Raw genomic sequence first — 12,300 nt, forward strand, 5'->3', positions numbered from 1 at the left:
TGAACGACCGGTTATATCTAACATTAGAGAAGGAGCAGATCAACCAAGCAAACCTATAAACAACCGCTTATGACCTTCTCCTTCAACTCAATTACATTTTATAAAATCGCTTCATGCAGCGCATCTACGTAGGCAGCCGCCAGCTTGGACATCATTGCATTCTTATGAGCGATCCAACCCACGTTAATCGTTTCCTTGCAATCCAGCGGAACGGGAATAATATCATTTCCATTTAAGTCTGCACTTAGTACACCCGTTGAGATCGTATACCCATTCAGGCCAATTAGCAGATTAAACAGTGTTGCTCTGTCATTGACACGTATACTCTTCTTGTGTGACAGCGTGCTTAAGATCTCCTCGGAGAAATGAAAAGAGTTGTACTCACCTTGATCAAAGGACAAATAAGGATACTCCTCCAGCTCCTCAATGGTCACTATGGACTGCTTCGCGAGCGGGTTATGAATACTGATGAAGATATGCGGCTTCGCTACAAACAAGCTATGAAACTGCAAATTGGCGGAATCCAGGAGTCGATTGATAACTTTGGCATTAAACTCATTTAAATACAAGATCCCAATCTCGCTGCGCAGTGTTTTGACATCTTCAATAATCTCATAAGTCTTCGTTTCCCGTAGCGCCAGCTCATATTCATCTAATCCGTGCTCCTTCACCAGCTTCACAAAAGCGTTGACGGCAAAGGCATAGTGCTGGGTAGAGACTGAAAAATGCTGCGGAGACGGCTTGGCGTTCCGATATCTGCTCTCCAGCAGCTCTGCCTGCTCGGTCACCTGTCTGGCATACCCCATGAATTCGGCACCCTCCATTGACAGCGTAATCCCCTTATTTGTCCGCTCAAATATAGTAATGCCGATCTCTTCCTCCAGCTCTTTAATCGCCTTGGACAAGCTCGGCTGAGATATAAACAGCCGCTTGGCGGCCTCATTCATGGAACCGCGGTTCGCAACCTCAATAACGTATTTTAACTGCTGTAGTGTTGTCATAAATCTCCTACTTTCGTAAATTAAACTAATCCTCATCGGGAAGACGGAAGAACATAATTTATCGTAAATTGCCATACACATCATTTAAATACACACTTGAATCGGGATTTAAAGGAGGGTCGAAATATGGCTGTTGCTCCCCCTATTTTACAAGCAGGAGACACTGTGGGTCTAGTCACATTAGGCAGCCCATTAAGCGCCGCCACGATTGATGCCCGCATCGAGGTCCTTCGAACAACGGGGCTCAATGTGGTTATTGGCAATCATGTATATGATCAGGACGGGTTCCTCGCAGGTACAAATGAAGAGCGGGCATCCGACCTGATGAGCATGTTTGAGAATGAAGAGGTCAAATTAATTCTGGCTACACGCGGCGGAACCGGGGTGGCCGGCATTCTCCCTTATCTTGACTATGATGTAATTCGCAATAATCCTAAAATTGTATCCGGCTATAGTGATATTACGATTCTGCTGAATGTCCTCTATCAATACGCAGATCTTATTACACTGCAGAGCCTCATGCTTATTGACTTTGCACCACAAACACCTGCATATAACTTCGATCAATTTTTTAACGCGACTTCTACTATTCAGCTCACAAGACAAATTACGAATCCTCCAGGCATTCCTCAAATCAGCAGAATTCAAGGCAATGTGACCGGACCGCTTGTGGGAGGGAATTTAGCCTCCTTCATGGATTCCATTGGTACCCCCTATGAGATTGATGTGCGGGACAAAATCATATTGCTTGAAGAAACGCATGAACCAACAAATACGATTTATCGTTATCTAAACCACCTCTTGCTGGCAAATAAACTGCAGGAATGTGCGGGAATTGTGATGGGGGAATGCACTGGATGCATGGAAGCCTATGGAGTCTCCTACCAGCAGTTAATTGAAGAAGTCATCGTCCCCTTAGGCAAACCGCTCATGACTAATGTGACAACCGCTCACGGATTATACAAAGCCGCAATTCCCATAGGAGCGACGGTAAATTTAAACACCTATGAGAACACACTGACAGTCATCGAACCAACAGTCAGTGCTGAACAATAATTAGCACAATGCAGAATTTTATTTAACATTCACCCTATAGACAGCGTCAATTATAGATTTTATTGCAAAAAAAAGAGGAGCGAACCATTCGGTTCCTCCTCTTTGTTATTATATGAGTTCTAATACTAGTATATTGACAGAGCTTGCCGGCAGGGAGATCACCGCAGAGGCTTGTGCTACCTCAACCTCCGTTTGATAAGGCTGTATCTTCTCATCGTCTCTCTTGTTCACGTTAGGAACATGAACCAAGGACTCATCCCCAGTTAGAACGGTTAACTGTGCTTTGGACGATACATTTAGGCTGTTCAGATCAACTTTGATTGACTTACCTGATGCATCCGGGTTCACAAGCTTCACATAGACATGCTTCTCGTCTTTCGTTACTGAATGATAGACCTCTCGGTTATAAGCTTCCAGCTTGTAATCCAGCACTTTGCTCACCGTATGCCCGTCTGTATAGAAGCAGATGAGGTGTTTGCCATCATTGCCCCCATAATTCACCGTAATGGTATATTCGGTGTCATTTGCAAGCTCTTCGTAGCTTGCCGCACGCAAATTACCTGCTGCAGTACTGGAGGAATAGTCACCCAGCGTGTAGGCTTCAACTCCGTTCTTAACCACTTTGACGCCGGTTGCATTTCCGTTATAGCCAATCGCGTATTCAATGACATTCTTATGCTCTGCTGTAATATCCGTGAGTCCTGCTCCAATGTAAAAACCATCATCCCCAGGCGCCTTCTTCGCCGTAACTTCCACTGTATAATTCGTCCAAGCCTCATTCATGAGGTAGATACCGTTGCGACCGCTTGGCTGAGCTTGGAGGACTAGCCCCTCCTCGGAATCAAGCTCATAACCTGCAGAGCCAGGAATGACCTGCCATTCTGGGTTCAGCGGCTTCGTAAAATCTTGATCCAGCAGAACGCTGCCGTCTGTGTTTGAAGTAACGACGACCCGTTTCACGTGAACCTCTGCTTTTCCAGCTGAAATTTCAATTCCACCATGCGGAATCAGCTTAGTCTTCTCCCCGTTTCGATAGGTTGTGAATGATGTGGCCAGCCCTTTGGTACCGATATATTTGGCGAAGAGCTGCTGCACATAGTAGTTCGGCGTATACCAGACCGTTTCATCATCAAACCATATGCAGTCCGGCGTCCAGCGATACAGATTGTCTGTCCGTATTTTATTGAACAATGGAGCGGTCGCCGCAAGTCTGACAACATCTGCATTATTCTCGAAGCTGGTCATAATCGCTGCTTCTGCTACCGCACCCGCCAGTGTATTCTTATCTGTGGAGGCATACTCTCCGACAAACACTTTGGACGTCTCGGCCTCGTTCAAGCTGCCATCTTCGTTGTAAGCACGGTAGTAGTAATTGTAACGGTCGGCGTTTTCCAGCAAATACTCATTGGAACGGTAATAATGCTCATCCGCGATGGTATCCATATAATTCGGCTGCTTGCCATACCAAGTGATGGTCTCTTCAATACTTGTCTTGCCATCGGTAAAGCTTACTTGAGCTGAGCCCTCGAGCCCTCCGCTAAGGAATCTCCACCCTTGCTGGTAAGCGTCATCGTCCGCCTGTGCCCCAACGGTAGAGATGATGTGAAGCTCATGGTCCGGGTAGTACTTCTGCATATGCTCATCAATCGCCGCTTTGAAAATTTCAAAGTTAGCGAAGAATTCTGTTCCCCAGTTCTCGTTCCCTACACCCAGATATCGAAGATCGAACGGCGCTTCATGGCCCATATTTTTACGTAGAGCAGCCCATTCATTATTCTCATAATCCGTGCTGATCGCAAAATCAATCAGATCTGTAAAATTACTGATATAGTAGTCTCTCAGCGCTCCTCCGGCTGGATTTGCATAATCAGAACGTGCTTGACACAACACACCGCAGGCCATAACTGGAAGCGGAGTCGAATTCAAATCCTCAGCCAGCTGGAAGTATTCCATATAGCCAAGGCCCATCGTCATCATATAGCCCCAAACGTTATAGTTCTCCTTGCGCAGCTCTACATCACGGACGGATTCTTTCCAATCATAAACATTCTCCCAAATGTGTGAGCCTTCGGAGATACAACCGCCTGGGAAACGCAGAAATTTAGGGTGCAGATTGACCAGTGCCTCAACCAGATCCTTACGCAGACGATAGTTCGGGTTCCCTACATAGTTGGAATGTGCAGTAGCAGAGCTTTCTTCCTCTGCAGCACCCCATACATTTGCTGGGAATAACGAGACCATATCAATCGAAATCTCTCCACTGAAATGAAGCGATAACTGCCCCAGCGCATTCTTCGTTCCTTGAAGTACGATGGGTGATTCCGCTCCGTATTTCTTCCAGCCCCCTGCCTCGACGTGAATAACGACTTGGTCACTGAGTTCGTCTCCATCCTGATCCAGCAGTTGAAGCGTAATGCTCCCCGATCGGCCTGCTTTGGCCCAAATGGAGAACAAATATTCCTCGTCTTTTTTAATAGACATGGCGCAGTTATGGTTGAAATCGTTAAACCCTTTATTATAAATGACAGCGCCATCCGCTGCAGTCACATAATAGCTGTTAACATCCTTGTCCTGAATATCAAAATGCTCGTTAAGTCCGCCGCTGTGATGAACCGTGAGCTTATCTGTGTCGCCATACCATGCAAACAGAGCATCGCGGTTCCGTCCTGTAGAGACGCCGCACTCGCCGCATACATGAGAGTAGCTGTCGTATTCAAACGCTTCGAAGGAGCGGTTCTGCACCAGCTCTGCGTAGATCCCTCCATCAGCCGCATTGTTGATGTCCTCATAGAACAATCCGTACATGACCTCGCTGATATCGACGACCTCGTTATTTCCTTCAATCGTCAGCGTATGGTCCGGGACACCTTCAGGCAGCACAGAAACGACATAGCTCTGGGAAGCATCATGCTCGCCAGCGCTAAGTTTAGCGGTAAGTGTAACACCAGCAGGCTGTTGGATGTTCTTGTTTACTTTTCCCTGATTCGTAATCGCTTCCGGATTGCTGGAGCTCCACTCTACTTGGACTTTGCCCCCCATAAGTGAAGATGGAAGCTCTATATCGGCTTTGATAATAGAGTTCGGTGCACTTAAATATTTGCTCTTGGCCAGCTTGACAATCTGTTCATCGGACAGGGATTCGCACATGACCTCAATGACTTCATCCTCTGTAAGCGCTGCTTGATAAATGCGCACATCGGATATAGATCCCTGGAAATCGGCATCCACACTAAACTGAGATTTGCCAATGAAGTTTCGATTATAGTTCGTACCATTTGTAAACGTATCAAACCATGCTCTCAGTTTCGCATAGGTTCCGCTGGAGGTCTGGCTGATCGTTCCGTCCCCAATCGGTTCTCCGTTAGCATATACGACAGGACCGGCACTGCTGAGTGTACCGCCCTCGGTACCCCGGATTGAAATCGCAACATGCATCCATTCACCCGCTGGGAAGATCTTGCCTGGATCTGCGACAATCTCGTTCCCGGCATAGCATACTCCTCTGAGGTTGCGGGTCAAGAACAGATATGGGTTTCCCTCGCCACCGCCAAAGTCGATGATACGCTCCCACACACTGTTAACTTTGCCAGGATGAATCCAGGCAGCTACCGTAATCCCCGTATGATCACTAACTCCCTTCAGCAGATCAGATGGCAGCTCCACATAAGATGTTCCATTGCTGCCACCCGCCAAAGTTAGTGCAGACCTGCCGTCTACATTATGTATTTCAGGAAGCTTGCTCCCTTTAAGCACACCGTCGTTACCGTTATTTGTCGTATCCTTGCCTGCATTTGTCTCGTCCTCAAACTTGTAATGTGCGATTAGTTGCTCGTTCTTTATCATGCTGCAGCTCTCCTGTCTTGTCATAATAGAAAATTAAAAAAGCAGTCGTTTAATGCATATGCAATCAATAAAGTAATATAAATGCTAACTTATTAATATAATAACTAACATTTAACGAAAACGAAAGCTTTTTTTCTCATATGCAAAAAAAGAAGCCCCATACTAGGGACTTCTTCTGACAGATGGATTTATTCTTGCATTCATCATTCTACTACTTGATTTGAAGCTGCTGATGGTGACTCTTTCTTGATAAACACTCTGCACAGCTTCCAGAGTAAATATCCAATAAACGCCCCAGAGGTGTTAAGCAGCAGGTCATCCACATCAAAGGTCCCCATACTAAAAACAATCTGAGCGCATTCGAGCAGCAAGCTAAAGCTGAAGGATAGAAGCATGACGAGGACAAAGCTCAGCTGTTTGATGATCGTTCCAGCCAAAAATCCAAAGGGGATAAAAATCGCAACATTGCCAAACAAATTGATTAAATTATGCGTTGTCGGATGTTCCAAGCTGTCTTTTATCGTATGCAGCAATATCATATTGGATCTATAGCTCATCGTTTGACTCAGCGAAGCGGGATTCTCTATGACCCTGGATAACATCTGGCCCAATATACTGACATCAACAGCTCCGAATTTAAACAAAATGACCTTGATCACTACATAAGAGTAGAACAGCAGCAAACCTAGTATGAGTACTGGATAGAAATGGATTTTTTGTTTCATAATCATTACTCCCTTGTTGTACACGTGAATTCCTTATGGAATACACAATATACGAATCTTTTTAAGATCAAGGGAATTAATTCTTAATTCTTTCTTAAGAGAATCTCGTAGTTCTTCTTCTAGTATGACCAACATATAGTGGAATAATAGAAAAGTTAATAGAGTCAATATTTTTAAGAGGGAGGTAATTATGTACCGTCTATCACGTATTTCATATGCAGGAATCAGCGGAATCCTTCTGCTCGGTTTCTCATTATTGCTGGTTCTTGTTGTTTCCATGTGGCAGGGAGCACTTCATATTCCATCAAGTCTTCTTCAGCTGAACACCATTTTCATGAGCATACTCATTGAGGCATTACCGTTCGTACTCATTGGGGTGCTGATCGCTGGGGTTATTCAAATCTTTGTGACAGAAGATCATATTCGAAGATGGCTTCCCCGCAGCAAGCCTGCCACGATACTCATGAGCTGTGTTATCGGGGCACTCTTTCCCGCCTGTGAATGCGGCATTGTACCGATTACAAGACGGCTTGTTCAAAAAGGGGTCCCGCTCTATGCGGGTGTTGGTTTTATGCTGACGGGTCCGCTCATTAATCCGATCGTCATCGCTTCAACGTACATGGCTTTTGGCAACGATCTGCAAATGGCTGGACTTCGTATGGGCATCGGATTCTTGATTGCATTACTGATTACTTTTGCTGTGAGCATGTCTTTTCAAGGAACTCAATTGAGAAACGCTTCCTCATCGTCCACATCCACAGCTCATCAGCATGCTCACAAGCAGCATACCTCCCCTTCCTTCACTGCTCGCTTTAAACATATGCTTCATCATTCTATTGACGAATTTTTTGACATGGGGAAGTTTCTCATTATTGGAGCCTTCATCGCGGCAGCGGTTCAGACCTTCGTCTCTGCCAAATCCCTTGTCGATATAGGTACAGGTATGGCTTCTTCTACCCTTGTTATGATGGGACTAGCCTATGTTCTGTCGCTATGCTCTGAAGCAGATGCCTTCATCGGTTCATCCTTCCGTCATTTATTCAGCACAACGCCTATTCTCGGATTTCTGATCTTCGGACCGATGCTGGACCTGAAGAACACCATAATGATGCTTAGCGTATTTCGGGCCCGATTTGTTGTCTGCCTTCTTGCTCTTGTCGTGCTGACTATATTTACTACACTCATGCTGCTTCAACCCTATATATAAGGAGGTTACGTCCTGCATATGAACATCAAATGGAACGGACAACAGCTCTTTCGAGCTGGCATCCTGCTATTGTTTTCCATCATGCTGTTTCAGCTGCATTTCACCGGGGAAATATTGAAATTCGTTAATCCAAAGTATGAGCCGCTCAGTCTTAGCGCTGCTGTCCTATTTGCATGCCTATTTCTGATTCAGCTCGGAAGAGGCTGGGACGAGGTAAGTCATGAGCACAATCTCCATGAACATGGCCATCACGAGCACATCGATCATGAGCATAACCATCATGAGCATGAACATCATGAGCACCTTCATCACCCTTCTATCGAAAATCAAGACGATTCAATGCAGCGGCATGCACCTCACCATTGCGGAGATGACCACTGTCATCACGATCATGGAGATGGAAAGCTCAATTATAAGAAACTCATCACCTATGCCATTATTATCTTCCCGCTGGCTGCAGGATTTCTTGTGCCTCCCCAAGTTCTGAATGCTTCCATTGCAGATAAGAAAGGCGGCTTGATGCTGTTAACCGGCTCACAGCAGAATTCCGAAGCAACAGAAACAACTCAATCCACAGCGTCAAATGGAGAGCTTGCCCTGAATACTCAGCCCACAGATCTTATTGAGCTCCCTGGATATGAAGAGGCAGTCACAGATGAACATGCAGAGGACGAAGGCGTAATGGAGAACACCGTATCGAGGGATGAGTTTAATCAGATGATGTCGGATTTGGAGGACAAACAATCCATAGTAATGGAGGAGCATATTTTCGCCTCATATTTTGAACGTATTGCTAACACGCCGGATGAATACGCGGGCAGATCCATCCAGCTATCCGGTTTTGTATTTCGAGATGAGGAGCTTTCGGACAATCAACTTGTTATTTCGAGATTTTTAATAACCCATTGTATTGCAGATGCGGCCCTGATCGGATTTCTGGCTGAATTTCCGCAAGCAGCCCGGCTTGACGAGGATACATGGATTGAAGCAACCGGTGTCATCGATACGACGGTGCATAACGGAACTAGGCTGCCCATGATACGCATCACAGAATGGAAGGAATCCGCAGCCCCCGATCAGCCGTATGTCTATCCGCTGAGTGTAAGGATTTTATGAGACGAGTAGTTTAGCTGTGCTTCGTTAGTTCGATATCTTTATTTTTATCTTGTTGAGATAGGCGACAAGCTGTTCCACATTTTGCTCCGCTTGTGCAAAGCCGATATATCCGTCCGGCCGGACGAGAAATAGGGAGCCCAGAGGAATGCCTGCTTTTTTAATAGCCACGATGTTATTAAACTCATGTAATGGAATGGAGTTATCTTCAGCAAACAGGGTTAATTGCGGATTTGCTTGACCATAGACATGAAGCTGCCACTCCATGCATTGTAACGGCTTAAAATTATCTTCTGACATCTGTACCCATGGCAAACGGTCACCTGCCTGCAGATGGCCGGCTTTGCCTTCACTCAGGAGGCTGTCCGGATAATGAATCTTCGTTTGGGACAGGATTTCAAATGCTTTTCTCCGGGCCGGCGGGAGATGGAACAGAACAGGTACAAAATACGGAATAATGACTTCCATGGCTAATTTGGAGTTTATCCCTTTGCCCACCATAATCTGAAAAGCGCGGTCTGTCGTTGCTACAAGGGTCTTCGCGAATCCGATTCTTTCTGTTTCATAGGAATCCAAAATTTGCTCGTCTGCTTCTCCTTGAAGAACAGCGGCGAGCTTCCAGGCCAGGTTCATCGCATCCCCAATGCCTGTATTCATCCCTTGTCCTCCAGCGGGACTATGGACATGGCCTGCATCACCTGCAATAAAAATACGCCCTTTTCGGAAACGCTCACTGACCCGGTGATGAACCTTGAAGGTAGAGAACCAGTTCACCTCTTGAATATCTGCTTCCGTATTTGGTGACGCATAGGGGGCAATGACATTAAAATCATCCGGGAGACCCTGCTCCAGTACCGCTTTCGGTATAATACCGATTAACCTGACATAGCCGGTTGTGCGCACCGGTGCCGTAAGGCAGAATCCGTCATCGTTAAAGCTTATATGCAGACCCTGGATCGGGACAGCGCTCTTCACATCCGCCACATAAAACATTTGTTCATAGGTTCCGCCGGCAAAGGAAAGCCCCAGTCCTTTACGAACGGTACTATGAGCCCCGTCACAGCCACAAATATATTGAAATACGGTCTCCTCGCGCACTCCTTGCTTCTCGAGAACCGCACGAACCCCTTCTCCCTCTTCTCTGAAAGAAACTAATTCCGTATTCCACTCCACACGGTCTCCTCGCTCCTTCAGCGCACTTTCCAGAATGGCCTCATGCTCATCCTGAGGAAGACTAAGTACATAAGGATAGGGACTGATCCCAAGACCAATATTCCCCAATTTCATGCTCGCTTTAAGCTCCCCATCTTTACGAATCTGTAGTTCCTGGATGGGTATTCCCCGCTGTGCCAATTCATCTGCAAGTCCAAGCTGCTGGTAATATTCCAGTGTTCGCGCATGGACGACAATCGCTCTAGAGGCTTCCCCCGTTCCACTGTTTTTGTCAACAATTCGAAACGGGATTCCCTGCTTCTGCAATGCCAATGCCATCACTAAGCCGGTTGGACCGGCGCCGACAATCAATACTTGAGGGTTCATATGTCTTATTCCTCCTGCACTTCATCCTGAAATAAGGGAAAAGATTAATGCATATTTACACATTACGAATGATAAGTTTGCTTTATTATAACCTTACGCCATCACTGCTAAGCAATATATATGACCTGAGCATCCCATTATGTACTGTCAGCCGCAATGACTATTGGGATACGAGAATTGGTGTAAGAGCAACATATAAACGCACGCGCAGAAAACTAAAGATACTCAAACACCATTTGATTATCTAGTATAAAACATAAAAAAACCCTTACTCGACGTAAGGGTTTAGTCAGATATATGGACTCTCAGGGACTCGAACCCTGGACCAATTGATTAAGAGTCAACTGCTCTACCAACTGAGCTAAGAGTCCGTAAGCTCATGCCGCTAAGGCAGTTGTTACATTCATGAATGTTAACAACTCAGTAAAATCTATTATAACAGATAATAAATAATAATCAAGCATTTTTATTTAAAAAGTGGAGCAATGCGATCAATACGGTTCGTCCATATACCTCCAGTATAATGATCCGGAAGTTTTTTAATATCCTCTAGTGTATCAAATCCTCCCGAAAAGTCACTTCCATCTCCCGCGACGATCATAATCCGTGTATCCACTTGTTCCATCCGGCTCAGAAATTTGTCAGGCCACCCCCACAGCAGAGGTGCAATCTTATTCGGAATATGGAGCTGAGTATGCTCGCAGGCGGCAGGCATGTAACCGGTCCAGCCAACAGACAAATAAGACAGCAGACAACTTTTCATCGTGTCCTTCGACATCACCCGAAGCTCAGGTAACCTTTCCTTCAATGCGGCAATGGGCTCGTCACCTCCGTAAACCGCAAGCAGGTTTTGCTGCTGCTTAGGAAGCTTGGATAAATACGCTGCCAGAAGCTCTCCTTCTGCCGGATCACTGCTTTTGACATTAATTAATAACGCTTTATCCGGAAATTGCTCTAACACTTCTGTCATTGATGGCATCTGACCTATTCCCTTTCCCCGAAAAGGGTACGTCTGTCCTCCGTCAGCAGTATAACCATACCCAATATCGAGCTTCTTTAATTCAGCCATTGTATAATCTCGGGTAACTCCCTCCCCATCCGTTCGGCAGCCTATCGTCCAGTCATGAAATACTGCGAATTGATCATCCTTAGTGATGTGCACGTCAAATTCAACGATATCTGCCCCTGCTTGGAACGCAGCATTCATGGATTCGATCGTATTCTCCAAGTATGGATGCTCTGGCTGATGAATTCGCTCTGCCGTACAAGTATCATTCTCGATGCCTTCCATTGCAAAAGTTTGTGCAAGTCCACGATGTGCTAGAAGTATCGGCTCTCCGCTTCCCTGTTTTACGAACAGGGAACTATTATTCAAATAAATTAAGATAACGAGTGCGGCTAAGATCATAAAGGTTTTGCTTCTTATTATCTTCTTCAATCTATTCAGGCAGGATCCCCCTCCTTATCTCCGTTTGGATTCTTGTTTAAGTGAACACTAATATAGTGCTCGCCCCACTCACCCAGTTGGTCTAATATTGACTTCAATGATTTCCCTAATTCACTCATTTCGTAGACAACTTTCGGCGGTACTTGATTATATATCGTCCGAGTAATGAGTCCGTCATCCTCCAGTTCTCGAAGCACCTGGGTTAAAATTTTTTGAGATATATCTGGGATTTCCTTCCTAAACTCGCTCGATCTCATTGATCCGCAATTTAAATAACATAAGATCAACAGCTTCCATTTCCCTCCAATGACCTCCAAGGTCGCTTCTGCAGGGATATTATGGACTTGAGTCGATTGCTTCTTCATTATC

At 45.6% G+C, this 12,300-nt stretch carries 9 protein-coding genes and 1 tRNA gene; 3 read left to right on the forward strand and 7 right to left on the reverse strand.

Going from position 1 to position 12,300, the window contains the following annotated elements; genetic code table 11:
• Positions 1 to 98: 98 nt before the first annotated feature.
• Positions 99 to 1,001 carry a LysR family transcriptional regulator gene (locus tag BLW49_RS03825; protein WP_047909894.1) on the reverse strand — a complete coding sequence of 301 codons (903 nt, stop codon included), beginning with the start codon at positions 999 to 1,001 and terminating at the stop codon, positions 99 to 101.
• A 126-nt stretch (positions 1,002 to 1,127) separates the two neighbouring features.
• Between BLW49_RS03825 and BLW49_RS03830 the strand changes: the two genes are divergently transcribed.
• On the forward strand, positions 1,128 to 2,057 hold the full coding sequence (locus BLW49_RS03830; protein ID WP_090723255.1) for a S66 peptidase family protein: 930 nt from the start codon (positions 1,128 to 1,130) through the stop codon (positions 2,055 to 2,057).
• A 108-nt stretch (positions 2,058 to 2,165) separates the two neighbouring features.
• Here BLW49_RS03830 and BLW49_RS03835 read toward each other — a convergent pair whose 3' ends face one another.
• Positions 2,166 to 5,900: an alpha-L-arabinofuranosidase C-terminal domain-containing protein gene (locus tag BLW49_RS03835; protein WP_090723257.1), complete on the reverse strand. Its 3,735-nt coding sequence runs from the start codon at positions 5,898 to 5,900 to the stop codon at positions 2,166 to 2,168.
• A gap of 203 nt (positions 5,901 to 6,103) precedes the next feature.
• On the reverse strand, positions 6,104 to 6,625 hold the full coding sequence (locus tag BLW49_RS03840) for a VanZ family protein (RefSeq protein ID WP_076311389.1): 522 nt from the start codon (positions 6,623 to 6,625) through the stop codon (positions 6,104 to 6,106).
• A gap of 190 nt (positions 6,626 to 6,815) precedes the next feature.
• On the opposite strand from BLW49_RS03840, the gene BLW49_RS03845 reads away from it, so the two are divergent.
• Both BLW49_RS03845 and BLW49_RS03850 read left to right on the forward strand, forming a co-directional pair.
• The gene (locus tag BLW49_RS03845) at positions 6,816 to 7,832 is read left to right on the forward strand and encodes a permease (protein WP_076311390.1); all 1,017 of its coding nucleotides are present in this window, start codon (positions 6,816 to 6,818) and stop codon (positions 7,830 to 7,832) included.
• An 18-nt stretch (positions 7,833 to 7,850) separates the two neighbouring features.
• Positions 7,851 to 8,948 carry a TIGR03943 family putative permease subunit gene (locus BLW49_RS03850; protein WP_090723258.1) on the forward strand — a complete coding sequence of 366 codons (1,098 nt, stop codon included), beginning with the start codon at positions 7,851 to 7,853 and terminating at the stop codon, positions 8,946 to 8,948.
• 24 nt (positions 8,949 to 8,972) lie between these two features.
• Here BLW49_RS03850 and BLW49_RS03855 read toward each other — a convergent pair whose 3' ends face one another.
• The 4 genes from BLW49_RS03855 to BLW49_RS03870 form a co-directional block, all read right to left on the reverse strand.
• Positions 8,973 to 10,484, reverse strand: coding sequence for an FAD-dependent monooxygenase (locus tag BLW49_RS03855; protein WP_090723260.1), 1,512 nt, complete (start codon positions 10,482 to 10,484; stop codon positions 8,973 to 8,975).
• Between the two features lie 298 nt (positions 10,485 to 10,782).
• A tRNA-Lys gene (locus BLW49_RS03860) sits at positions 10,783 to 10,855 on the reverse strand.
• 95 nt (positions 10,856 to 10,950) lie between these two features.
• The gene (locus tag BLW49_RS03865) at positions 10,951 to 11,931 is read right to left on the reverse strand and encodes a glycerophosphodiester phosphodiesterase family protein (protein ID WP_090723262.1); all 981 of its coding nucleotides are present in this window, start codon (positions 11,929 to 11,931) and stop codon (positions 10,951 to 10,953) included.
• Positions 11,928 to 12,296: a winged helix-turn-helix transcriptional regulator gene (locus BLW49_RS03870; protein ID WP_076311393.1), complete on the reverse strand. Its 369-nt coding sequence runs from the start codon at positions 12,294 to 12,296 to the stop codon at positions 11,928 to 11,930. The genes BLW49_RS03865 and BLW49_RS03870 overlap by 4 nt, the downstream gene beginning before the upstream one ends.
• Positions 12,297 to 12,300: the final 4 nt, after the last annotated feature.

The organism is Paenibacillus sp. PDC88 (assembly GCF_900106725.1).
Classification (GTDB): domain Bacteria; phylum Bacillota; class Bacilli; order Paenibacillales; family Paenibacillaceae; genus Paenibacillus; species Paenibacillus shunpengii.